Genomic DNA, 25181 nt, shown 5'->3' with positions numbered 1-25181 from the left:
TTATTTACTCCCCTCACGGACAATACTCACAAATAGCTCTTCTAAACGGTTTGCTTTGTTACGCATAGAGAGGACTTTCACCTGCTGTTCACTCAATTGAGCAAAAATCGTGTTCAAACCTAGGTTCTTGTCGATTTCGATTTCCAAAGAGCCATTCACCATCACTTGGCTATTTACACCTTCAAGCTTGGGCTCAGGCGTACCCTCTTCAAGATCAAGAATAAAGGTCTCTGCACTCAACTTACCCAGCAACGACTTCATTGTCGTATTCTCAATCAGCTCACCGCGGTTGATGATACCAATGTTGCGACACAGCATTTCCGCTTCTTCTAGGTAATGCGTAGTCAAGATAATGGTAATGCCCTGCTCCTCATTGATCTCTTTAAGAAACCCCCACATTGAGCGGCGCAGTTCTATATCAACACCAGCAGTTGGTTCATCAAGAATCAACAACTGTGGTTCATGCATCAGTGCACGAGCGATCATCAAACGACGCTTCATACCACCAGACAAGTTACGTGCACGTTCGCCACGTTTTTCCCACAAATCGAGTTGAGATAAGTATTTTTTCGCTCGCTCTTTCGCAAGTGATTTTGACACACCGTAGTAGCCAGCTTGTTGCAATACGATCTGCTCAACCGTTTCGAACGGATTAAAGTTAAACTCTTGAGGTACTAAGCCTAAATTCTGTTTTGCCAACTCCAAATCGGTATCAATGTCGAAACCGAACACTTTAACCTTGCCTGAAGTTTTGTTAACCAGTGAAGAGATAACACCAATGGTGGTTGATTTACCTGCACCATTTGGACCAAGCAGTGCGTAAAAATCGCCTTTTTCTACTTGTAAACTAACGCCTTTAAGAGCCTCAAAGCCCCCAGCATAAGTTTTTCTTAATTGCTCAATTTCTAATGCATACATAGAGATAGACTGCCATTGCTATAGATAGGTGTTGTTAGCCGCGCATGAGGAAGGGTGTGAAGCTTTAAGCGAACAGGTTGAAAGCACCAACCCATACTTATCTGCACGGCCATTTTGCAAACAAGTCTATCGTTGAATTGCGATTGATACAAATAGCGATTACCAGTTTATTTTGATGGAACATCATCATTTAAACTCTCTAATAACAAAAAATGCCGTCAAGTCATTAACTTAACGGCATTATTTACCTATTAATAGAATCGGTTCAACAACTTAAATCTATTGCGCGACCAATTCAGTTAAAGCGAATAGGTCAATTTAAGCTAAAGGTTAGACCGAGCCAAACTGATGCTCATCTCTATCCACATAACTTGTTGCCGCGGTCAGCGCTTCATATCTAAATCGATAGGTATTGGACTCAGGTACGAGATCAAGCACGTGGAATTTCTCTAATTGTTGACGAGTATTCTCATTAGGGCACAACAGGTACACTTCGCACTCTGCATCTAAAGCATCTTTAATGGCATTTTCTAATGCAAGCCCAACCGTCACATCAATCATCGGCACATCAGTCAGATCCAAGATCATGGCTTCATAGTCAGAGATACTTGAGTGCTGGCGTGAAATCGCCTTTGAAACACTGAAAATCATCGGGCCAGAAAGATAGAAGAACAACACCTTGCCATTGGCACTATCTAACAATTGACGTTCACTATCGGTCAAAGGGATATCGTCTTCATCATCACCATCACTAATCGCTTTAACTTGTCTGGCTTGTTCTCTGCTTAATCGTTCAATAATCAGAATGTTAGAAATAAAAACACCCAGTCCGACAGCTATAATCAAATCAACAAATACGGTCAGCAGCATCACGCCATACATAACGCCCATGCCTGCATAGCTCACCTTATGCGCACGTTGGATGAAACTCCAATCAAGAATATTGAAACCAACATACATCGCTATGCCAGCCAAAACCGCCATAGGAATTTGTTCGGTTAAGCCACCAGCAACCAATACTACTAATGCCAGAACCAAGGCTCGAATGACACCAGAAAGCGGAGAGCGAGCACCCACCTGAATATTGGTCACGGTGCCCATAGTCGCACCAGCACCGGGGAGCGCACCAAACAAACCGGAAATCATATTCGCGATACCCTGCCCGCGAAGTTCTTTGTCCGAGTCGTGTTCCTTACGAGTTAATGAGTCTCCGATAACCGCAGTCAGAAGCGTATCAATACAACCAAGCGTACCAAGCACCAAAGCGTCGATAACCATGGTAGTAAATTGCTCAGAGCTAATAGTAGGAATAACAAGAGAAGGTAAACCCGCTGGGATTTCCCCAATACGGCGAATAGAATCGGTATCAAAAATGATGACTGATAACAGAGTAACGGTAACCAAAGCAACGAGCTGAGCTGGCACATACTTGCGGTATTTAGCTGGAAAACCGAAAAGAATGCCTAACGTTAATACTCCTAAGAACAACTCACTTATTTTCAAGTTGGCCAACGTATTAGGTAGCGCAGAAAGCGTGCCCATCACCCCGCCAGCTGGAGCTGCATGACCTAATAATGGAGACAATTGCAAGATAATAAGAATAACGCCGATACCGGACATAAATCCGGAGATCACGCTATATGGCATCAAAGTGACGTACTTTCCGAGCTTCAATGTACCGAGTAATATCTGAAAAGCACCCGCCATCATTACCACGGTAAAGGTCATTGCCATTCCGGTTTCAGGGTACTTAGCCACCATGCTCGTCATCACTGCCGTCATGATCACCGTCATTGGCCCGGTAGGTTCTGATATCAGACTGCTCGAACCGCCAAACAACGCCGCAAATAGACCGACCATGATAGCGCCCCATAAGCCAGCTTCAGCACCCGCCCCAGAAGCGACACCAAATGCCAACGCTAAAGGCAATGAAATGATGGCTGTAGTCACACCGCCAAACATGTCACCTTTGAGATTGATATCCGCAAAACGACTTCCAAACAAAACACACCTTCCTGATGATGAAATGACAAACCGTATAACTTTAACAAATGAGTTGGTCAGACAGAAAGTGTTAATTCAATCACATTATTCATGACTTATAACCAGATAGTAGCTTCTGTGCTAAGTTAATGATTTTAACGACTAGAACACGTCAGATGAGTGCGTGTTGACGCAGTTTTTACGGGATTGAATTTGTAACATTGTGTATAGTTACAGTTCTTAATAAAGGGATGTAAGACGCAAAATGCCAGAGATTAAACAGCTTTTTGAAAACAACTCTAAATGGTCTGAAGAAATTCGCTCTCAAAGACCTGAGTATTTTACAACGCTTGAAGAGGGTCAAAGCCCTGGTTTTTTATGGATAGGCTGCTCAGATAGCCGTGTACCGGCCGAGCGTCTCACTGGTTTATATTCTGGAGAATTGTTTGTTCACCGAAATGTGGCTAACCAAGTAGTTCATACCGACCTCAACTGCTTATCGGTTGTGCAATACGCGGTTGACGTCCTCAAAGTTAAACACATCATTGTGTGCGGCCACTATGGTTGTGGTGGTGTGAATGCAGCCATTGATAATCCTAAGCTAGGCCTAATCAATAACTGGCTGCTCCACATTCGTGATAACTACCTTAAGTACCGTAAACAGATCGAATCTCTACCTCGTGAACAATGGGGTGACAAGCTGTGCGAAATTAACGTTGCGGAGCAAGTCTACAACCTCGGTAACTCAACCATCATGCAAACCGCATGGGAACGTGGACAAGATATTGAAATCCACGGTGTTGTTTATGGTATTGGCAATGGAAAACTACAAGACCTTGGCGTTCGTTGCTCAAGCAATGACACGTTAGAAAACAGTCATTTAGAAGCGCTGCATAAAATCCTATCATCCCCAATTCTTGGTTAGCTCTTAGATCCAATATATAATGCTAAATCGCAGATAACGCTTAACCACAGATATAGAAAGGCTCGCATGATGCGAGCCTTTTTTTGTTCGTGTTCAACAGAGCGATAATTACTCTTGAGGCACAACTTTACCGATGTATGGTAGGTGACGATATTTTTGTGCGTAGTCGATACCCACACCAACAACGAATTCGTCAGGAATTGCAAAACCAATCCACTTAGTATCAACAATCACTTCACGGCGAGAAGGCTTGTCGAGTAGCGTACAAATTTCGATAGATTTAGGACCACGTAGGCTCAGAATTTCTTTCACTTTAGTCAGAGTATTACCTGTATCGATAATGTCTTCTACAAGTAGAACGTCTTTGCCTTGAATATCATCATCAAGATCTTTCAGAATACGTACATCACGCGAGCTTTCCATGCCATTGCCGTAGCTAGACGCGGTCATGAAATCAACTTGGTGAGTTAAATCGATAGCACGAGCAAGATCTGCCATAAAGACAAAAGATCCACGTAATAAGCCAACTAAAACAAGATCTTCACTACCTTTGTAGTGCTCCGTGATCTGTTTACCTAGTTCGTTCACTCGATCCTGAACTTCTTGCTCAGAGATCATGACTTCAACTGTATGCTTCATACTGCTCTCATTTTATTTGGTGATTGCGACAAGTTTAGACAGTTCTGCCATTGGTGCCGCTCATTTCGTGCGTAAGTCTAGCATTGCTCAAATACCCACACCACCTTATGGTTCGAATTTACTGTTAGATTCTCAGTGAAATGTGCACAGATGCCTTATCCAATACTCACTTTCTTTCTCATCCATACTGATCACGCTTTATGTATCAAGTTTGACGTAACTGTCTATAAAAGAAGCTCAAAGGATTGACCATTTGCATATGCACCATTACACTCATCTTGGCTTAAATAATAATAAAATCATTAATATAAAAAATTCGTTGGCAAGGAAAACAAAATGGACTCAATATCTAAGAGACCTAGAACTAGGCTTTCACCCTTAAAAAGAAAACTTCAATTGATGGAAATCGCACTTGAGGTGTTCTCTCGTCGTGGCATTGGCCGCGGTGGACATGCTGATATAGCAGACATTGCTCAGGTATCAGTGGCAACCGTATTTAACTACTTCCCAACTCGTGAAGATCTTGTTGATGAAGTGCTTAATCACGTGGTTCGCCAATTCTCGAACTTCCTTTCAGACAATATCGACCTCGATATTCACGCAAAAGAGAACTTGCATAATATTGCGACTGAAATGGTGACTTTGGTGGCTCACGATTGCCATTGGCTCAATGTGTGGTTCGAATGGAGTGCGTCTACTCGTGATGAAGTATGGCCTCTATTCGTAACAACCAACCGTACTAACCAAATGTTAGTACAAAACATGTTTAGTAAAGCGATTGAGCGTGGCGAAGTTTGTGACGATCACGATCCTAAGCATCTTGCGAATCTGTTCCACGGCATTTGCTACTCACTATTCATTCAAGCGAAACGTGTAGAAACAAATGAAGAGCTGTCTAACCTGACAGACAGCTACCTGAACATGTTGTGTATTTATAAGTAGATTCGAAATTCGAATAAAACTAAAGGATTGACGTACTGCGTCAATCCTTTTTTATTTCCGTCCACCTTGATGTGTTGTCCTTTCGTATCCCGATGCGAGCACACTCTAATCTCAGAGCGTAGCGTCCTTCCCAACAGATACAAAAAAGCCGCTGACGAATCAACGGCTTTTAGAAACATTAGCGAGTGGCTAAAAAAGAATTACTTCTTCTTTTTCACTGCTTTTTTGTTTGGAAGGTCAGTGATTGAACCTTCGAATACTTCCGCAGCTAGACCAACAGACTCATGTAGAGTTGGGTGAGCGTGGATAGTCAGTGCGATATCTTCTGCATCACAACCCATTTCGATTGCTAGGCCGATTTCGCCAAGAAGTTCACCACCGTTAGTACCAACAACAGCACCACCGATTACGCGATGAGTATCTTTATCGAAGATCATCTTAGTCATACCGTCTGCACAGTCAGAAGCGATTGCACGACCAGAAGCAGCCCAAGGGAAAGTAGCAACTTCGTAGTTCAGGCCTTCCGCTTTCGCTTCTTTCTCAGTCTTACCTACCCAAGCAACTTCTGGCTCAGTGTACGCAATTGATGGGATTACTTTAGGATCGAAGTAGTGCTTCTTACCAGAGATAACTTCAGCAGCTACGTGACCTTCATGCACACCTTTGTGAGCAAGCATTGGTTGACCAACAACGTCACCGATCGCGTGGATGTGAGGAACGTTAGTACGCATTTGCTTATCAACATTAATGAAACCACGCTCATCAACTTCGATACCCGCTTTTTCAGCGTCGATAAGTGCACCGTTTGGAACACGACCGATAGCAACAAGAACAGCATCGTAGCGCTCAGCTTCAGCTGGTGCTTTCTTGCCTTCCATTGAAACGTAGATGCCGTCTTCTTTCGCTTCAACAGCAGTCACTTTAGTTTCAAGCATTAGCTTGAACTTGTTCTTGATGCGTTTAGTGAAGACTTTAACGATGTCTTTATCCGCAGCTGGGATAACTTGATCGAACATCTCAACAACTTCAACTTTAGAACCTAGAGAGTGGTAAACCGTACCCATCTCAAGACCGATGATACCGCCGCCCATGATAAGCAGTTTTTCTGGTACTTCGTTTAGTTCTAGTGCATCCGTAGAATCCCAAATACGTGGGTCTTCATGTGGAATGAACGGAAGTTTGATTGGGCGAGAACCCGCTGCAATGATTGCATTATCAAAGTTAATTGTTGTCGTTTCTTCGCCAACAACTTCGATGCTGTTAGGACCAGTAAACTTACCGAAACCGTTAACAACAGTAACATTACGCATCTTAGCCATACCGCCAAGACCGCCAGTCAGTTGATCAACTACTTTGTCTTTCCAGATACGAACTTTGTTGATGTCCGTTTGTGGCTCGCCGAATACAACGCCGTGCTCTGCCATCGCTTTTGCTTCTTCAATTACTTTAGAAACGTGAAGAAGTGCTTTTGATGGAATACAACCAACGTTTAGACATACACCACCAAGAGTGCTGTAACGTTCAACTAGTACTGTTTCTAGACCTAAATCCGCACAACGGAATGCCGCTGAGTAGCCAGCAGGACCTGAACCAAGTACAACAACTTGGGCTTTAATTTCTTTGCTCATTGTGACCTCTTGTAGTCATTATCCCTAACAGGCTGAGTAGATGTTCTTAAAATTATTGGGCTTTCAAACAGGAAACATTTTACAGAGATGTTAACAGTGTGAAAGTAGCTTTAAGTTAGCCTGTGAGCTAGACAACAATTCCCCCGCAGTTTATGAGAAATGCCGGAAACTGTTCTCTAAAAATAGTCTTTATATAAAGAATTAAGGTGACCCGAAAGTCACCTTAATAATTACTTTCTCAATTACAGTACTAGACGACGAATGTCAGATAGTGCGCTGTTTAGGAAAGTAATGAAGCGTGCACCTTCAGCACCATCGATCACGCGGTGATCGTATGATAGAGAAAGTGGAAGCTGTAGACGTGGTTGGAACTCTTTACCATTCCAAACTGGCTTAATCTCAGACTTAGATACACCTAGGATACCTACTTCTGGAGCATTTACGATTGGAGTAAATGCAGTACCGCCAATACCACCAAGGCTAGAGATTGTGAAACAACCGCCTTGCATGTCTGCCGCTGTCAGCTTGCCTGAACGCGCTTTCTTAGAAATAACCATTAGTTCTTCAGATAGCTCGTAAATGCCTTTCTTGTTCACGTCTTTGAAGACAGGAACAACTAGACCATTTGGTGTATCAACAGCGATACCCACGTTTACGTACTTCTTAAGAATGATGCTTTCGCCATCGTCAGAAAGAGAAGAGTTAAATGCTGGGAATGCTTCTAGTGCTTTCGCAACAGCTTTCATGATGAACACAAGTGGAGTGATCTTCATGCCAGTGTCTTTCTTCGCTTCGATTGCATTCTGTTCTTTACGGAATGCTTCTAGCTCAGTGATGTCTGCGTTATCCCACTGTGTAACGTGCGGGATCATTACCCAGTTACGGTGTAGGTTAGCACCAGAAATTTTCTTAATTTTAGAAAGCTTCTTAATTTCAGTTTCGCCGAACTTACTGAAGTCAACTTTTGGCCATGGTAGTAGACCAAGAGCAGAACCGTCGCCGCCTTTGCCAGATGCTGCAGCACCAGACTCTAAACGCTTAAGTGCATCTTTAACGTAAGACTGAACGTCTTCTTTAAGGATACGGCTCTTACGACCAGTACCTTTAATCTTAGAAAGGTTAACGCCAAATTCACGAGCAAGACGACGAACAACTGGAGATGCGTGCGCGTAGTCACCGTTCTCTTGGAAGTCGCCAGCTGCTGGAGCTACTGCTTCAGCTTTAGGAGCCGATGCCGCCGCTGGAGCTGCTGCTTGCGCTGGAGCTGGAGCTGAAACAGCTACCGCTACAGGCGCTGCGCCTTCAACAACGAAAGTCATGATTAGAGAGCCAGTTGACACTGTATCACCAGCTGCAATCTTGATTTCTTTCACTGTACCAGCGAAGGGTGCAGGAACTTCCATTGAAGCTTTGTCGCCTTCAACAGTAATTAGAGATTGCTCTTCTTCTACTGTATCGCCAACCGCTACCATGATTTCAGTAACTTCTACTTCGTCGCCGCCGATATCAGGAACGTTCACTTCTTTCTCAGCAGATGCTGCTGGAGCCGCTGCAACTGGTGCCGCCGCTGGAGCAGGAGCTGCTGCAACTGGTGCGCCAGAACCTACCACTTCAAATACCATTACTAGAGAACCAGTAGATACTGAATCACCAGAAGCGATCTTGATTTCTTTAACGATACCAGCGAAGGGTGCAGGAACTTCCATTGAAGCCTTGTCACCTTCAACAGTAAGAAGAGATTGCTCTTCTTCTACTGCGTCACCGATAGCTACCATGATTTCAGTTACTTCAACTTCATCACCGCCGATGTCTGGTACGTGAACTTCTTTCAGTTCGTTCGCAACAGAAGGGGCCGCCGCTGCAGGAGCAGCTGCAACTGGTGCCGCCGCTTCAACTGCTGGAGCAGCCGGTGCAGCTGCAGCACCTTCCGCTTCGAAGATCATGATAAGAGAACCAGTAGAAACAGAATCACCTTCTGAAATCTTGATTTCTTTAACGATACCCGCTTGAGACGCAGGAACTTCCATTGAAGCTTTGTCGCCTTCAACAGTGATCAGTGACTGCTCTTCTTCAACCTTGTCGCCAACGTTTACAAGAATCTCAGTTACTTCAACCTCGTCAGCACCGATGTCTGGTACATTAATTTCGATTGTCATTGTATTTACCTACCTTAATGCCAGTCTTATGCGTATTGCGGGTTAGTTTTTTCAGTGTCGATATCGAACTTAGCAATTGCTTGTGCAACTACAGACTTCTCGATATCACCACGTTTAGCCAGTTCAGTTAGAGCTGCAACTACGATGTAGCCAGCGTTAACTTCGAAGTGACGACGTAGGTTTGCACGGCTGTCAGAACGGCCGAAACCATCTGTACCAAGTACTTTGTAAGACTCAGTTGGCATGTACGCACGTACTTGCTCAGCGTAGTTCTTCATGTAGTCAGTCACTGCGATTGCAGGTTCTTTACCAAGAACAGTCGTGATGTACGGTACTTTCTCTTCAGCTTCTGGGTGAAGCATGTTGTCACGCTCTACCGCTTGGCCGTCACGAGTCAGTTCGTTGAACGACGTTACAGAGAATACGTCAGAGGCTACGCCGTACTCTTCGCTTAGAATTTCAGCGGCTTTACGCGCTTCGTTCATGATAGTACCAGAGCTCATTAGTTGAACTTTGCCCTTAGCACCAGCGTGAGATTCAAGCTTGTAGATACCCTTACGAATGCCTTCTTCAGCGCCTTCTGGCATTGCTGGCATTGCGTAGTTCTCGTTCATTACTGTTAGGTAGTAGTAAACATTCTCTTGGTTCTCACCGTACATGCGACGGATACCATCTTGCATGATAACCGCTAGCTCGTAAGCAAACGTTGGGTCGTAAGAGATACAGTTAGGGATCGTGTTCGCTTGAATGTGCGAGTGACCATCTTCGTGCTGTAGACCTTCACCATTCAGTGTTGTACGACCTGCAGTAGCACCTAGTAGGAAGCCACGAGCTTGTTGGTCGCCTGCTAACCAAGCCATGTCGCCAATACGTTGGAAACCGAACATTGAGTAGTAGATGTAGAACGGGATCATCGGTAGATCGTTTGTGCTGTATGAAGTTGCAGCAGCAACCCATGAAGCCATAGAACCTAGTTCGTTGATACCTTCTTGAAGAACTTGACCAGACGTTGCTTCTTTGTAGTAAGAAACGATGCCTTTATCTTCAGGTGTGTATTCTTGACCGTGTGGGTTGTAGATACCAACCTGACGGAATAGACCTTCCATACCGAATGTACGAGCTTCATCACAGATGATAGGAACGATGTTCTTACCAATGTTCTTATCTTTAAGAAGGATGTTTAGCGTACGTACATAAGCCATAGTTGTAGAGATATCACGCTTCTGCTCACCTAGTAGAGGTGCGAATGCGTCTAGCTCTGGAACCTTGAACTCTTGAGTAAACTTAGGAAGACGCTTAGGCGTGTAGCCGTGTAGCGCGTTACGACGAGCATGCATGTATTCATACTCAGGCGTACCTTCTTCCAGTTTCAGATAAGGAAGCTCAACGATCTTCTCATCTGAAAGGATGTCTTCTAGGCCTAGGCGATCACGTAGGTGTTGAACATGAGTCATGTCCATTTTCTTAACACCGTGTGCAATGTTCTTACCTTCAGCTGCATCACCCATGCCGTAACCTTTAACAGTCTTAGCTAGGATTACAGTTGGCTTACCGTTTGTCTCTTGTGCATTGTTGAATGCAGCAAACAGTTTAGAAGAATCGTGACCACCACGCTTAAGAGCGAAGATTTCGTCATCAGTCATGTCTGCAACTAGTGCAGCTGTTTCTGGGTACTTACCAAAGAAGTGCTCACGTACGTATGCGCCATCTTTAGATTTAAATGTCTGGTAGTCACCATCGATAGTTTCGTTCATTAGTTGAAGAAGCTTACCAGTCGTGTCTTTAGCCAGTAGTGAATCCCAGTTGCTACCCCAGATAACTTTAACAACGTTCCAACCTGCGCCTTTGAATAGGCCTTCAAGTTCTTGAATGATGCTACCGTTACCCATTACAGGGCCGTCTAGACGCTGTAGGTTACAGTTGATTAGGAAACATAGGTTATCTAGCTTCTCACGCGCAGCGAAAGAGATAGCACCGCGTGATTCTGGCTCATCCATCTCACCGTCACCTAGGAACGCGTATACGCGTTGCGCTGAAGTTTCTTTCAGGCCACGGCCGTCAAGATACTTAAGGAAGCGCGCTTGATAGATAGCAGATATAGGGCCAAGACCCATAGATACTGTCGGGAACTGCCAGAACTCAGGCATCAGTTTCGGGTGCGGGTAAGAAGGGATACCTTTACCATCAACTTCTTGACGGAAGTTATCTAGCTGTTCTTCAGTTAGACGACCTTCAACGAATGCACGAGAGTAGATACCTGGAGAGATGTGACCTTGGTAATAAACTAGATCGCCACCGTCCGTCTCATTTGGAGCTCGGAAGAAGTGGTTGAAACATACTTCGTAGAACGCAGCAGCTGACTGGTAAGAAGCCATGTGACCACCAAGGTCTAGGTCTTTCTTAGAAGCACGCAATACAATCATGATTGCGTTCCAGCGAATAATCGAACGAATACGACGCTCAAGAGTTACGTCACCAGGGTAAGCTGGCTCTTGTGCTGCTGGAATTGTGTTGATGTAGTTTGTGTTGATGCCTGTAGCCATATCAACACCATCTAAACGCGCTTTATCTAGAACTTGTTCTAGTAAATACTGTGCACGCTCTACACCTTCTTCACGTACTACTGACTCAAGAGCTTCTAACCAATCTTGAGTTTCCAGAGCATCAACGTCATGCTTCATGTCAGACATGGCGATCTATCCTTTTTGTTAGTTGGATTCTACTAAACACGTAAAAAGCCGAAGTATTACGGCTATTTACCCTGTTGAATTCGACGTAAAGAACGTTCGCGACGCGATTCTTCTTTGGTCAAATCCAGCAATGTTTCTTCGATGTAAGCTAAATGAGAATGTGACATTTCACGTGCCTGTTCTGGCTGCCCTGAAACGATCGCATCTACAATGTTAGCTCGATGTATACTCACTTTCTCCACAACGTCTTTACGACGATGCAACAGCTTTAAATTTTCTAAGACGTTTTGTTCGAGTAACGGAGCCAAACTACGAACAATGTGCAATAACACCACATTGTGCGCTGCCTCTGTTAAAGCAATAAGAAAAGCCATCACCGCTGCAGATTCGGCTTCAATATCACCTTTATCTTGCGCACCATGAATCTTATCTTGGCATGCTTGAATTCGAGCAAAGTCTTCATCAGTACCACGCAATGCCGCGAAGTAAGCCGAAATCCCTTCCATCGCATGACGCGATTCCAACAAGTCTAGTTGGGTTTCAGAATGGGATGACAACAAATTAAGCAAAGGATCTGAAAAGCTTTTCCAGATATTTTCGCTAACAAACGTACCTCCACCTTGACGGCGAGTAAGCAAGCGTTTTGCTTCTAAACGTTGTATCGCTTCTCGGATTGAAGGACGAGACACATCGAACTGTTTCGCTAGTTCGCGCTCAGGCGGCAACTGCTGCCCTGGAGCCAGTGTTCCTTCCACTATCAACCTTTCTAACTCTTGTTCGATAACGTCCGAGAGTTTTGGCTGACGAATCCTTTGATAAGCCATAGTTTGTTGTTCTTCTTTTTCTTCGCTGACAATTGGTAATACCAATTTTAAGTTGGGCAGAAATTAACATAATTAAAACGCCACTGTCCAGTGCAAAATTGACCTGCATCATAGAACACAGCATGAATTAACCATGATTTAACAAATGAAATTTAAAACAGCAACTAAATTGGTCTTACCATTTACAGGGGTAATACTTTTGGGGAGGTTTCGTGCTAGAAAGTTTCAGGATAAAAATGAATTGTTTCAGAAAGATTAGTGCCACTTGTTTAAAAATCAAACCAAGCGCACATTTAGGATGGAAATTCTGTTCATAAGTTTTAATAAATTAGCGTTTGATAAGCTCGTCACACTCTCGATTTATTGATGCTCTCCTCTCCACCACTTTCTTTACATAGCAACAACAAAAATTCACAAGTCGTTATGCCAAGCGTTGACTATTTGGGCTCTGCAACAAGCAAAGCCATATTCAAATTTCAGTTCTAGGCGTTGAGTTTTTCTTTAAACTTGCGCCAATCGAAAACTAAACCGGGATCCGTTTTTCGTAAAGGGGCTATATATTGATGTCCAGTGATGCGTTGGCTTGTAATCTCTGGGAAGTTCAACATTAGAGCCTCCGTCAGTTGCGACAAAGATTGATACTGCTGCTCGGTGTAAGCCACAAAGTCACTGCCTTCCAGTTCAATACCGATCGAGTAATCATTGCACCTTTCACGCCCAGCAAAACTCGACTGGCCAGCATGCCAAGCTCGATCAAAAAACGAAACAAACTGCACCACCTCACCATCGCGCCGAATCAAGCAATGTGCTGAAACACCCATTTGATGTATCACCTTGAAAAAGGGATGCTCAGCAGCATTCAATTTTCCAGTAAAAAATTGTTCGATATACGGCCCTCCAAATTCACCGGGAGGCAAACTGATGTTATGAACCACCAGCAAAGAGACATCTGCGGCATCCGGTCTAGTATCAAAATACGGGGAAGGTACATGCCGAGCGTTGTCATACCATCCGTTGGAGCTGATCGTCATCTTAATCTCACTTTATTTTCCGCTAGCACAATAGATTGTGACTTTGCCCATAGAGCAGTCACGCTAGCCTCTTTAATTTGAAGTTAAGCAAGAGTATCATTCCATTCCCACTCCCTTTCAAGATTAGATTTGCGATGAAAAACACACATAACAGCCACCAACGCCTTGATTACTTAAAAGAGCAGTTGCCTCTAGAGATCACTCGTGCAGTCGCTGAGACCATCCGAGAAGATCTAGGTGGAACGTTAGATCCAGCGGCTGATATTACGGCAAGTCTAATCCCAGTAGATGCAATCAATAGCGCGACCATCATTACTCGTGAGCACGGCGTATTCTGTGGTAAAGCTTGGGCCGATGAAGTGTTTAAGCAACTGGGCGGTGAAGTCACTATTGAGTGGAACGTAGAAGACGGTGACAAGGTTGAACCAAATCAAACGCTTTGTAGCTTAACTGGCCCTGCACGTGCGCTATTAACCGGTGAGCGTAACGCAATGAACTTCATTCAAACACTATCTGGCTGCGCGACGGCGACAGCAATCTACGCTGACAAAATCAAACACACCGAATGCCGCCTGTTAGACACTCGCAAAACGATTCCAGGCCTACGTAGCGCACTAAAATATGCTGTGGCTTGTGGCGGTGGCTTCAACCACCGTATTGGCGTTTTCGACGCGTACCTAATCAAAGAAAACCACATCATCGCTTGTGGTGGTATTGAGAAAGCGATCTCGACAGCAAAAGAGCTTAACCCGGGTAAACCTGTGGAAGTTGAAACTGAAAGCCTAGCAGAGCTAGAGCAAGCGATCAGCGCTGGCGCAGACATCATCATGCTAGACAACTTCACCACAGACATGATGCGTGAAGCCGTGAAAATCAACGCTGGCCGCGCAGCATTAGAGAACTCAGGTAATGTCACTTTAGACACTATCGCAGAGTTCGCTGAAACGGGTGTTGATTACATCTCTGTTGGTGCACTGACTAAGCATCTAAAAGCGATGGACCTATCCATGAGATTTAAAGCGTAATTAACTGAATAGTAAATATATTTCCGTCAAAGGCATTGTTGATAACAGTGCCTTTTTTATTACCTAAATTATCAGTATTTCAATCACTTATTTAAGTTGGTCGCATAATTTTGTGTGCCATATGAAACATCACACTAATAAACACGAAACCACTCGCGCCCAAACCTGAACACCATTCCACTTCCCCATCTCGACTTCTATTCTTTCCATCAACCAGTGCTTGCGCTGAAACAAACTAAACAATGGAATAGAACAATGAATAACAAAAATAAAAGAACAACTCAGAAAGGTTTTACGCTGATTGAATTGATGATTGTCGTGGCGATTATTGGTGTTTTATCTGCAGTGGCAATACCTGCTTATAAAAACTATGTTCAAAAAACAGAAGTAGCATCTGCTACTGCTACTGTAAGAGGTTTACTTACAAATATTGATATGTACCAACAAGAAAATGGGAATACATTTCCAACAGATATTACTAAAGTTGGCGGAACAGCAGCAATGAATGCTCTGGGCTCTATTACATTAGCTACAGCAGTCAGTGGAGGGACCGCTACATTTGGTTTTAGTGAAGGCTCATTAAAAGGTAGTACTGCTAGCGTTCAGTTTAAAAAGAATAATGATTCAGGTTGGGTATGTGCATCCAAAAATGTCCCTTCAGAATCAAGACCGAACAGCTGCACTGCTACCTATTAAATGCTAACCAACCTCCCCACGATTCTACGTCAGGCTAACCTTCTTAGCCTGACTCAAGAACAAGAAGTTGCGGAACATGTACAAGCTTCAGGAATTTCAACACCTGAAACTTTGCTCGTTCTTGGTTTCTTCACCGGCGATTCCTTAGCAAACAATATCAAAACCATCTTCGGCTTACCGTTGGTGCAACTAGCCAGTACTGACTACGAAACCTTGTGTGAGCAATTGGGGCTTCGTGAGTTGATCACCAAGTATCGCGCCATTCCAATTTCAGTTTCTAGCTCAACTCTCACACTCGCTTCTGCCGACCCTACGGACTTACAAGCTGAAGACGACTTTCGATTCGCGACAGGATTGCAGATTGAGTTAGTTGTCGCTAACTACTCTGAACTAGAAGGTGCAATACGAAAGCTGTATGGCCGTTCTATTTCCGGGCAAGATTCGAAACGTAAAGAGATCACCCAAGATGAGCTAGCCAACCTTGTTGAGATATCTGACGACGAGATAACGTCCATTGAAGACCTTAGCCAAGATGACTCCCCTGTCAGTCGCTTTATCAATCAGATTCTAGTCGATGCAGCACGTAAAGGCGCATCGGATATCCACTTCGAACCTTATGAAGAAAACTACCGCGTACGTCTACGTTGCGATGGCATCCTTGTCGAAATTCAACAGCCCGCTTCTCACTTAAGTCGTCGTCTATCGGCGCGCTTGAAGATTCTCGCCAAACTCGATATCGCCGAACGTCGTTTGCCTCAAGATGGTCGTATCAAACTGCGCTTAAATGACGAACTGGCGATTGATATGCGTGTATCGACGCTGCCAACATTATGGGGAGAAAAGATCGTTCTTCGTCTTCTAGACAGCAGCGCTGCCAATCTCGATATCGATAAGCTCGGTTACAGCGAGGATCAAAAAGCACTCTACCTTAATGCATTGAAACGCCCGCAAGGAATGATCTTAATGACAGGGCCAACCGGCAGCGGTAAAACGGTTTCTCTTTATACTGGCCTTCGAATTCTTAACACCACTGAACGCAACATCTCAACAGCCGAAGATCCGGTGGAGATTAACCTGTGTGGCATCAATCAGGTACAAGTGACGCCTAAGATCGGCTTTGGTTTCGCTGAAGCGTTGCGATCATTTTTACGACAAGATCCTGATGTGGTGATGGTCGGAGAGATCCGTGATTTGGAAACCGCAGAGATCGCGATCAAAGCCTCGCAAACAGGCCACTTAGTGCTTTCGACACTGCACACCAATTCGGCAGCAGAAACTGTGACTCGCCTATCTCATATGGGGATAGAACCTTTTAACCTCGCTTCATCATTAAGTCTGATTATCGCCCAACGACTGGCAAGACGACTGTGCGACCACTGTAAAGCAGCTGATGACTCACCTGATATATTTCTACGCCACTCCATTCCCAATAGCCAAATCATCTACAAAGCCAACTCACAAGGGTGTAATGAGTGCAATCAGGGATACTCGGGGCGAGTAGGTATCTATGAAGTCATGCCTTTTAGCGACCAATTGAAAAATAGCCTGATCGACAAACCGAACGCGTTAGCCATTGAAAACTTGGCACGCCGAGAAGGCATGAGAACTTTACAAGAATCAGGGCTAGATAAATTGCTTGAAGGCACCACCAGCTATCAAGAGCTACAACGTGTTCTATACCTATAATTCACGGAGCGAAAATGAGTAGTAAAAGCAAACAATCACAACTAAAAAACTACCATTGGAAGGGAATCAATAGTTCTGGCAAGAAAGTATCAGGGCAGAGCTTAGCGCTCACCGAATTAGAAGTACGAGAGAAGCTCAAAGAGCAGCACATTCAGATTAAGAAAATCAAAAAGAAAAGCATCTCAGCAATCACTCGTTTAACCCATCGGGTCAAAGCCAAAGACATCACTATTTTGACTCGCCAACTGGCTACCATGTTGGCGACTGGTGTGCCCATAGTGCAGGCCATCAAGTTAGTGTCAGACAATCACCGCAAAGCAGAAATGAAATCGATTTTATCGCACATCTGCAAAGGTGTAGAAGCCGGCACTCCTATTTCAAAAGCGATGCGAACCGCAAGCCGCCACTTTGATGATCTGTATACCGACTTGGTCGCGACAGGCGAACTCTCCGGCAACCTTGCACAAGTATTTGAACGCTTGGCGACCTATCGTGAAAAGAGTGAGCAACTAAAATCCAAGGTTATAAAAGCTCTCATCTACCCAGCAATGGTTGTAGCAGTCGCCCTTACCGTTTCCTATTTAATGCTGACCATGGTCATCCCTGAATTTGAATCGATGTTTTCTGGTTTCGGAGCAGACTTACCTTGGTTCACCCAACAGGTACTCTACCTATCCCATTGGATGCAAGCTTACAGTTTTTATACCGCCATAGGCATCGGGGCTATCGCTCTATTTATCCATCAACTCTGTCAACGTTCTTACTCGATTCGCCTGTCAGCCAGTCGTTTAGGGTTACGCTTTCCAATACTTGGTGGCGTTATGGCAAAGGCCTCTATCGCCAAATTTAGCCGGACTCTGTCGACAAGTTTCAGTTCTGGCATTCCAATATTAATGAGCCTAAAAACAACGGCTAGAACTGCAGGCAACCTGCATTATGAATCTGCCATCATCGAGGTTCACCGTGAAACAGCCGCTGGTATGCCGATGTATATCGCGATGCGTAATACCAACGCCTTCCCTGAAATGGTTTTACAAATGGTTATGATCGGGGAAGAGTCAGGCAATCTTGATGACATGCTCAATAAAGTGGCCTCTATTTACGAATTTGAAGTAGACAATACCGTCGATAACTTAGGCAAGATTTTAGAGCCACTGATCATCGTCTTTCTAGGCACCGTTGTAGGGGGGCTAGTTGTCGCGATGTACTTACCGATCTTTAACCTTATGAGTGTGTTAGGATAGCAAAAGCAACTAAACACCCCTGAGTAGCAAACCTCTGCTCATATTGATCAAGTGGTAAAAAAACACTATGGAAGTATTTCACTACTATCCTTGGCTATTCCCTGTATTAGCTTTCATTTTTAGCCTTCTTATTGGCAGCTTTCTCAACGTTGTGATTCATCGACTGCCTATTATGATGGAACGCGAATGGCAACAAGAGTGCTCGGAATATTTTTCTCAATATAAAATCCCAGCACCTGAAGGTACATTCAATCTCAGTGTTCCGCGATCTACCTGCCCGAAGTGCAAAACTCAATTAAGAGTCATCGACAACATCCCGGTATTAAGCTGGTTACTATTAAAAGGTAAGTGCCACAGTTGTACCAATCCGATCAGTGCTCGCTACCCTTTAGTCGAACTGCTTACCGCAACACTTTGCACCGTCGTCGCTAGTCACTTTGGTTTCAGCTATTACGCTATTGCTCTGATATTTTTCACATTCGCATTGATCACTGCTACCTTTATCGATCTCGATACTATGCTGCTGCCGGATCAAATTACTTTACCTTTGGTTTGGTCTGGTATCGCATTAGCTCTGTTTAATATCAGCCCGATATCCCTTCAAGACTCCGTAGTAGGTGCAATGGCAGGCTACCTAGCTCTTTGGTCTGTTTACTGGCTATTCAAGCTACTCACGGGCAAAGAGGGGATGGGTTACGGTGACTTTAAATTATTAGCAGCACTTGGTGCTTGGCTTGGTTGGCAGCATCTGCCTATGATCATTCTCTTGTCTTCGCTTGTCGGCCTTGTTTTTGGGTTGATTCAGCTTCGATTGAAACAACAAGGCATTGATAAAGCGTTCCCATTTGGGCCGTACCTCGCCATTGCTGGTTGGGTAAGCCTGATGTGGGGCAACGACATCATGGGTTGGTATTTCACTTCTGTACTAGGAATTTAACCATGGCAACGATTATCGGATTAAGTGGTGGTATCGCAAGTGGCAAAACCACAGTGGCTAACCTCTTCAATGAACATTTTAATATTGATATTGTAGATGCTGATATCGTGGCACGTGAAGTTGTGGCACTAGGCAGCGAAGGCTTGAAACAAATTGCGGCTCATTTTGGGGACGCTATCTTACTTGAAAATGGGACTCTAAATCGAAGTCAGTTACGTGAACTAATCTTCTCTAATCCCAAAGAGAAACAGTGGCTCAATGATCTTCTTCACCCAATGATCCGCGACAAAATTGACAGTGACCTGTCTAAAGTCACATCTCCTTATGCTTTATTAGTAGCGCCTCTATTGGTTGAAAACCAGATGCAAGGCATGGCCGATCGCGTATTAATCGTTGATGTGCCAGCCGAAGTGCAAATAGAACGCACAATGAGTCGCGACAATGTCTCTAGAGAACAAGTTACATCAATTTTAAAATCACAAGCATCAAGAGAACAACGCTTAGCAGTTGCAGATGACGTGATTAAAAACCATACTAAAAACCAAGAACTTTTGCTTCAAATCACAGATTTACATCAAAAGTATCTGGCAATCAGTACAGTAGATAGGTCAGAATAGAACTATGTTGAATGAAGGTTTGCTCGATGATCACCCACAAATTTGAACATCCTCTAAATGAGAAAACACGAATCTACTTAAGAGTTGAGTCACTCTTGAGGCAGTTACACTTGTCTTCTACATTTTCTGATGCTCAACAGTATCAACTCTTTTTCCGTTCGATCTTCGATCTGATTGAAATCTTTGAGCAGATCCAACTCAAAAGCGAACTCGCAAAAGACATTGAGAAGCAACGTGTAACCTACAAAAGCTGGTTAGATGTTGAAGGTGTCGATCAAGAGATGCTTACATCACTGCTCAACGATATTGGTAATATCTATCGTGAATTGATGCAGGCAGAGCGTTTTGGTCAGTCACTTAAGGAAGACCGTTTCCTAAGTGCTATTCGTCAACGTTTTAATCTACCAGGCGGTTCATGCTGCTTTGATTTACCCGCACTGCATTATTGGCTACACCTTCCTCTAGACAAGAGAATGAGAGATGCCAAAGCGTGGATGGATAGCCTACAGCCTTTGTATGAAGCGCTAACGCTATGGTTAAAGCTAACCAGAGAGACTGGGCACTTTAAAGAGCAAATTGCTCGGGCTGGCTTCTTCCAGAGCGATGCTGATGAAGCGAATATCCTTCGCCTATCTATTCCAATGCAATACGGTGCCTACCCGATGATCTCGGGACATAAAAACCGTTTTGCCGTCAAATTCATGAGCTTTGAAACAGGGCAAGCCTGTACTCAAGATATCGAATTTGAATTGGCTATCTGCACCTAAAATTTCCTTTTATAGTTTGGCTTGAGTACCCACTCGAGCCTAAACGAACTCTTATGCCAATCACAGTAAGTAAGTGTTCATAAATAGCGTAGGAAAAAGGTTTGAGAACAAGACAGAAATTTTCGATAAGTAGTTATTCTACAATCAAAATTTCTAACGAAGTTATCGAGCGTTTTAACAAGCTAGGATGACCAGTTATTTACTACGATTGGTATTATTACACCTTCAAATTAAGAATCACTATGTCGAAAAAAATCACCATCGTTAAATGCCCTCAATGTAATACTGACGTTGAATGGGGTGAACAAAGCCCACATCGCCCGTTTTGCAGCAAACAATGTCAGATGATTGACTTTGGTGAATGGGCAGATGAAGAAAACAGCATCGCTGGCGCACCAGATATGTCTGATAGCGATGGTTGGTCAGAAGACCCACACTAAGTGGTTCTAGATTCGAGATTCGAGATTCGAGTAAAATGAAAGGGTTGGCGTTTAACGTCAATCCTTTTTTATTGGATTAAGGATCTTAAAGGTTTAACAACCCCGAGGTCAGAGGTTCCGATTCCTTACTCCGTCATCCTCAAGAATGATGAACGAGCGAGTTGAGGAGCTATTGTCTGCGAAACTCTAAATAACAGGCACAAAAAAGCGGAGCCAATGGCTCCGCTTTTATCGATAGAATGCAAAAAGAATTACTTTCTAGTAAGTTTCTCTTTAATACGAGCTGACTTACCAGAACGCTCACGTAGGTAGTACAACTTGGCACGACGTACTGCACCACGGCGTTTAACTTCGATGCTATCAACCATTGGAGAGTGAGTTTGGAACGCACGCTCTACACCTTCACCGTTCGAGATCTTACGAACTGTGAATGCAGAGTGAAGACCACGGTTACGAATAGCGATTACTACGCCTTCGAAAGCCTGTAGACGCTCACGGTCACCTTCTTTTACCTTAACCTGAACTACAACAGTGTCACCTGGTGCGAATTTAGGAAGGTCTGATTTTAGTTGCTCTTCTTCAAGAGCCTTGATGATGTTGCTCATTTGTATAAATTCCTAGAATAAACTGATACTAAATTTAATAGGTTACTGCTTGCTTTTCGTTAAGAGCGATGCTCTTTAATGAATTCAGCCAGTAATTGTTCCTGTTCGTCAGTCAGAGCTAGGTTTTCCAGGAGTTCTGGTCTTCTTAGCCAAGTTCGGCCCAACGATTGTTTCAATCGCCAGAGACGAATATCCTTGTGGTTTCCAGATTTCAGTACACTAGGTACATCTTTTCCATCTAACACTTCAGGACGCGTATAATGAGGGCAATCCAACAAGCCATTAGCAAAAGAATCTTCTTCTGCTGACGCGAAATCGCCAAGTACACCCGGAACAAACCGAGAGACTGAATCAATCAACGTCATGGCTGGCAGTTCACCACCCGTCATCACAAAATCCCCAATTGACCATTCTTCGTCAACTTCAGATTGAATGATACGCTCATCTACCCCTTCATAGCGCCCACAAATTAGAACGATGTTCTCGTTTGTAGCCAGCTCTTCAACACCTTTCTGGTCGAGTTTACGACCTTGAGGTGAAAGATAGATAACTTTCGTCTTACCCGGTGCTGCTTGCTTGGCTGTTTTGATAGCATCGCGCAAAGGCTGAACCATCATTAACATGCCAGGACCACCACCGTAAGGTCTGTCATCAACAGTGCGATGTTTATCATGAGTGAAATCGCGAGGATTCCATGTCTCAATAGATAAAAGACCCTTCTTAACCGCTTGACCTGTTACTCCAAAATCAGTAACAGAACGGAACATTTCAGGAAACAGGCTAATTACGCCAACCCACATGTGTTCTCTCGCTCTGTAATTTGGAGTTAGAATCCAGGATCCCAGTCAACTTCGATCCGGCGAGCTTCGCGATCAACTTTCTTGATCACTTGCTCTTCAAGGTACGGTACTAACCGTTCCTTTTGGCCAAAAGCATCTTTAAGATTTGCTTTGATTACTAGAACATCGTTCGAGCCAGTTTCTAATAGGTCAGTGACCTCACCAAGGTCGTAACCTTTAGTGGTAAAAACTTGCATACCGAACAATTCGCGCCAGTAGAATTCATCTTCTGACAATTCAGGTAACGAAGCAGGGTCAATAGCAATTTCAAAGTTAGTCATCAGTTGCGCGTCTTCACGAACATCTAATCCCGCTAGCTTACATACATAACCTTGGCCATGACGTTTCCAGCTTTCAACTTTGTACTCAACCCACTTGCCCTTTTGGTTTAAATACCAAGGGCTGTAATCAAATATGCTTTCAGCATTGTCTGTGTAGGAGAACACTTTAAGCCAGCCACGAATACCATAGGTAGACCCAAGTTTACCCATGACAATTCTATTGTTTTGCTCGCTCATAGTTTCTGTACCCTTCATCGACATAAGCTATTTCTCTTTAAAAAAGAATTAAGCCGCTTTTTGAGCGTCTTTAACTAGCTTAGCTACACGATCAGATAGAGATGCGCCTTGACCAACCCAGTGGTTAACACGATCTAGGTCTAGACGTAGACCTTCTTCTTGACCTTGAGCAGTAGGGTTAAAGAAACCTACTTTCTCGATGAAACGGCCAGTTACAGAGTTACGGCTATCCGCAACTACGATTTGATAAAATGGGCGCTTCTTTGCACCGTGACGTGCCAAACGAATGGTTACCATGTCGTCCTCTTTGCTTTCTTAATAAAATAATTAACCCCAAGTATAGTAAATAGCTTGGGGTCTCGTGCCAAATTAAAGCCCCGGAATTTTACTCTTATTCCAGTGCAATGCAAGGGCTTTAGCTATTTTTTCACCAACATAGCAACCGTACACTTTCTGTGACACGGCTAACACTATGAAAAGTAACGTAGCTAAAGCTTACATTTGTAGATTATCGACCAAACGGGTTAAAACCACCACCCATTCCGCCCATACCTCCACCGCCGCCCATCATGCCTTGCATGTTGCGCATCATGCCTTTCATTCCACCTTTCTGCATTTTCTTCATCATCTTCTGCATTTGGGTGAACTGCTTAAGCATGCGGTTTACATCTTGTACCTGCGTACCAGAACCTGCAGCAATACGCTTTTTGCGTGAGCCTTTGATTAGGTCTGGGCGCTGACGCTCTTTCATTGTCATAGAGTTGATGATCGCTTCCATTTGCTTGAACATCTTGTCATCAACTTTATCTTTAACGTTGTCTGGTAGCTGAGACATGCCAGGAAGCTTATCCATCATGCCCATCATGCCACCCATGTTTTGCATCTGACCAAGCTGTTCACGGAAGTCTTCAAGGTCAAAGCCTTTCTTCTCTTTAAACTTCTTAGCCAGCTTCTCTGCTTTTTCGGTATCAACGTTTTTCTGTAGGTCTTCAATAAGAGACAGTACGTCGCCCATACCTAGAATACGAGAAGCAACACGATCTGGGTGGAATGGTTCTAGTGCGTCAGTCTTTTCACCAACACCTAAGAATTTAATCGGCTTGCCTGTGATATGACGAACAGATAGTGCAGCACCACCTCGCGCATCACCATCAACTTTCGTCAAGATAACACCGGTTAGTGGTAGCGTATCACCAAAGGCTTTAGCCGTATTCGCGGCATCTTGACCAGTCATTGCATCAACAACGAACAGAGTCTCTACTGGTTTAATGGCAGTATGAAGCTCTTTGATCTCGCCCATCATCTCTTCGTCGATAGCCAAGCGACCGGCAGTATCGACAATTAGCACGTCGTAGAATTTCTTCTTCGCGTGGTCGATTGCAGCGTTGGCAATATCAAGAGGCTTTTGGTCAGCTGAAGATGGGAAGAAATCAACGCCAACATCACTAGCTAACATTTCAAGCTGTTTAATCGCGGCTGGACGGTAAACATCGGCAGACACAACCAAAACTTTTTTCTTGTCACGCTCAGTCAGGAGCTTAGATAGCTTACCTACTGATGTGGTTTTACCCGCACCTTGTAGACCGGCCATTAAGATGACTGCTGGCGGCTGTGCTGCTAGGTCAAGAGCCTCGTTAGACTCACCCATCACCGCTTCAAGTTCAGCTTGAACGATCTTAATGAATTCTTGGCCAGGTGTTAGAGATTTAGACACCTCAACACCCACAGCGCCTTCTTTTACGCGCTTAACAAAATCGCGGACAACTGGCAGTGCAACGTCGGCTTCAAGTAGCGCCATACGTACTTCACGCAGCGTCTCTTTAATATTGTCTTCGGTCAGGCGACCTTTACCGCTGATATTCTTCAGCGTTTTGGATAGACGATCCGTTAAATTATCAAACATAGTTTTCTCTTCGCTCAATCCTGCGACTATTACTGTGAGTATACATTAGCGTGGATTAGAGTCATACCCGTTGTAGAGCGTTAATCATCCGCGCTTGTGATGTGAGACATTGTTCACTTGGAATTGAGTGAGGTTCACCATAGCCCCAAAGAGCGATGCGAGGTATAA

At 44.1% G+C, this 25181-nt stretch carries 23 protein-coding genes; 10 read left to right on the top strand and 13 right to left on the bottom strand.

Annotated elements, in window-relative coordinates; all coding sequences use genetic code 11:
* Together AACW75_RS03010 and AACW75_RS03005 are read right to left on the bottom strand one after the other, a co-directional pair.
* A complete protein-coding gene (locus tag AACW75_RS03010) occupies positions 1 to 918 on the bottom strand; it encodes an ABC transporter ATP-binding protein (RefSeq protein ID WP_017073123.1) in 918 nt (305 codons plus the stop codon).
* Between the two features lie 330 nt (positions 919 to 1248).
* Complete coding sequence (locus tag AACW75_RS03005; RefSeq protein ID WP_237297599.1) at positions 1249 to 2880, bottom strand: SulP family inorganic anion transporter; 1632 nt, start codon at positions 2878 to 2880, stop codon at positions 1249 to 1251.
* 286 nt (positions 2881 to 3166) lie between these two features.
* Here AACW75_RS03005 and can point away from each other — a divergent pair, with 286 nt between their 5' ends.
* A complete protein-coding gene (gene can / locus AACW75_RS03000; protein WP_017073125.1) occupies positions 3167 to 3826 on the top strand; it encodes a carbonate dehydratase in 660 nt (219 codons plus the stop codon).
* Positions 3827 to 3934: 108 nt separating this feature from the next.
* Here can and hpt read toward each other — a convergent pair whose 3' ends face one another.
* Positions 3935 to 4465, bottom strand: a complete 531-nt coding sequence (gene hpt, locus AACW75_RS02995) for a hypoxanthine phosphoribosyltransferase (RefSeq protein ID WP_017073126.1) — start codon at positions 4463 to 4465, stop codon at positions 3935 to 3937.
* A 336-nt stretch (positions 4466 to 4801) separates the two neighbouring features.
* Here hpt and AACW75_RS02990 point away from each other — a divergent pair, with 336 nt between their 5' ends.
* The gene (locus tag AACW75_RS02990; RefSeq protein WP_017073127.1) at positions 4802 to 5407 is read left to right on the top strand and encodes a LuxR/HapR/OpaR family quorum-sensing transcriptional regulator; all 606 of its coding nucleotides are present in this window, start codon (positions 4802 to 4804) and stop codon (positions 5405 to 5407) included.
* 200 nt (positions 5408 to 5607) lie between these two features.
* Here AACW75_RS02990 and lpdA read toward each other — a convergent pair whose 3' ends face one another.
* The 5 genes from lpdA to ampD form a co-directional block, all read right to left on the bottom strand.
* Entirely contained in the window at positions 5608 to 7035 is a 1428-nt protein-coding gene (lpdA, locus tag AACW75_RS02985; protein WP_004735450.1) for a dihydrolipoyl dehydrogenase, read from the bottom strand.
* Positions 7036 to 7277: 242 nt separating this feature from the next.
* Positions 7278 to 9191, bottom strand: coding sequence for a pyruvate dehydrogenase complex dihydrolipoyllysine-residue acetyltransferase (aceF, locus tag AACW75_RS02980; RefSeq protein WP_145570473.1), 1914 nt, complete (start codon positions 9189 to 9191; stop codon positions 7278 to 7280).
* A gap of 26 nt (positions 9192 to 9217) precedes the next feature.
* The gene (gene aceE, locus AACW75_RS02975) at positions 9218 to 11881 is read right to left on the bottom strand and encodes a pyruvate dehydrogenase (acetyl-transferring), homodimeric type (RefSeq protein WP_102552097.1); all 2664 of its coding nucleotides are present in this window, start codon (positions 11879 to 11881) and stop codon (positions 9218 to 9220) included.
* A gap of 62 nt (positions 11882 to 11943) precedes the next feature.
* On the bottom strand, positions 11944 to 12705 hold the full coding sequence (gene pdhR / locus AACW75_RS02970; RefSeq protein WP_017629813.1) for a pyruvate dehydrogenase complex transcriptional repressor PdhR: 762 nt from the start codon (positions 12703 to 12705) through the stop codon (positions 11944 to 11946).
* Between the two features lie 482 nt (positions 12706 to 13187).
* Complete coding sequence (ampD, locus tag AACW75_RS02965; protein WP_145570471.1) at positions 13188 to 13736, bottom strand: 1,6-anhydro-N-acetylmuramyl-L-alanine amidase AmpD; 549 nt, start codon at positions 13734 to 13736, stop codon at positions 13188 to 13190.
* 134 nt (positions 13737 to 13870) lie between these two features.
* On the opposite strand from ampD, the gene nadC reads away from it, so the two are divergent.
* The 8 genes from nadC to yacG all read left to right on the top strand — a co-directional run bounded on the left by nadC (position 13871) and on the right by yacG (position 21148).
* Complete coding sequence (gene nadC / locus AACW75_RS02960; RefSeq protein WP_145563990.1) at positions 13871 to 14761, top strand: carboxylating nicotinate-nucleotide diphosphorylase; 891 nt, start codon at positions 13871 to 13873, stop codon at positions 14759 to 14761.
* 255 nt (positions 14762 to 15016) lie between these two features.
* Positions 15017 to 15457 carry a pilin gene (locus AACW75_RS02955; RefSeq protein ID WP_108108572.1) on the top strand — a complete coding sequence of 147 codons (441 nt, stop codon included), beginning with the start codon at positions 15017 to 15019 and terminating at the stop codon, positions 15455 to 15457.
* On the top strand, positions 15458 to 17143 hold the full coding sequence (pilB, locus tag AACW75_RS02950; RefSeq protein WP_145570468.1) for a type IV-A pilus assembly ATPase PilB: 1686 nt from the start codon (positions 15458 to 15460) through the stop codon (positions 17141 to 17143). It abuts the gene before it with no gap.
* A 14-nt stretch (positions 17144 to 17157) separates the two neighbouring features.
* Positions 17158 to 18387, top strand: a complete 1230-nt coding sequence (locus tag AACW75_RS02945) for a type II secretion system F family protein (protein ID WP_145570466.1) — start codon at positions 17158 to 17160, stop codon at positions 18385 to 18387.
* Positions 18388 to 18454: 67 nt separating this feature from the next.
* Positions 18455 to 19324, top strand: coding sequence for a prepilin peptidase (locus AACW75_RS02940; protein ID WP_017073294.1), 870 nt, complete (start codon positions 18455 to 18457; stop codon positions 19322 to 19324).
* Positions 19325 to 19326: 2 nt separating this feature from the next.
* Complete coding sequence (gene coaE, locus AACW75_RS02935) at positions 19327 to 19941, top strand: dephospho-CoA kinase (protein ID WP_017073295.1); 615 nt, start codon at positions 19327 to 19329, stop codon at positions 19939 to 19941.
* Between the two features lie 26 nt (positions 19942 to 19967).
* Positions 19968 to 20708: a cell division protein ZapD gene (gene zapD, locus AACW75_RS02930; protein WP_017073296.1), complete on the top strand. Its 741-nt coding sequence runs from the start codon at positions 19968 to 19970 to the stop codon at positions 20706 to 20708.
* Between the two features lie 242 nt (positions 20709 to 20950).
* Positions 20951 to 21148: a DNA gyrase inhibitor YacG gene (gene yacG, locus AACW75_RS02925; RefSeq protein ID WP_017056605.1), complete on the top strand. Its 198-nt coding sequence runs from the start codon at positions 20951 to 20953 to the stop codon at positions 21146 to 21148.
* Between the two features lie 251 nt (positions 21149 to 21399).
* On the opposite strand, the gene rplS is transcribed toward yacG, so the two are convergent.
* From rplS to ffh, 5 genes are all read right to left on the bottom strand, one after another.
* Positions 21400 to 21753: a 50S ribosomal protein L19 gene (gene rplS / locus AACW75_RS02920; RefSeq protein ID WP_017072548.1), complete on the bottom strand. Its 354-nt coding sequence runs from the start codon at positions 21751 to 21753 to the stop codon at positions 21400 to 21402.
* A gap of 59 nt (positions 21754 to 21812) precedes the next feature.
* Positions 21813 to 22553, bottom strand: a complete 741-nt coding sequence (trmD, locus tag AACW75_RS02915) for a tRNA (guanosine(37)-N1)-methyltransferase TrmD (RefSeq protein WP_017072549.1) — start codon at positions 22551 to 22553, stop codon at positions 21813 to 21815.
* Between the two features lie 26 nt (positions 22554 to 22579).
* The gene (gene rimM / locus AACW75_RS02910) at positions 22580 to 23134 is read right to left on the bottom strand and encodes a ribosome maturation factor RimM (RefSeq protein ID WP_017072550.1); all 555 of its coding nucleotides are present in this window, start codon (positions 23132 to 23134) and stop codon (positions 22580 to 22582) included.
* 24 nt (positions 23135 to 23158) lie between these two features.
* Positions 23159 to 23407, bottom strand: coding sequence for a 30S ribosomal protein S16 (gene rpsP / locus AACW75_RS02905; protein ID WP_004735508.1), 249 nt, complete (start codon positions 23405 to 23407; stop codon positions 23159 to 23161).
* A gap of 211 nt (positions 23408 to 23618) precedes the next feature.
* Entirely contained in the window at positions 23619 to 25013 is a 1395-nt protein-coding gene (gene ffh / locus AACW75_RS02900) for a signal recognition particle protein (RefSeq protein ID WP_029224697.1), read from the bottom strand.
* Positions 25014 to 25181: the final 168 nt, after the last annotated feature.

This window comes from Vibrio sp. L3-7 (assembly GCF_963898195.1).
GTDB classification, from domain to species: domain Bacteria; phylum Pseudomonadota; class Gammaproteobacteria; order Enterobacterales; family Vibrionaceae; genus Vibrio; species Vibrio echinoideorum.
The sequence above is the reverse complement of the archived record's forward strand: the minus strand, read 5'-3'. Positions and strand labels throughout refer to the sequence as shown.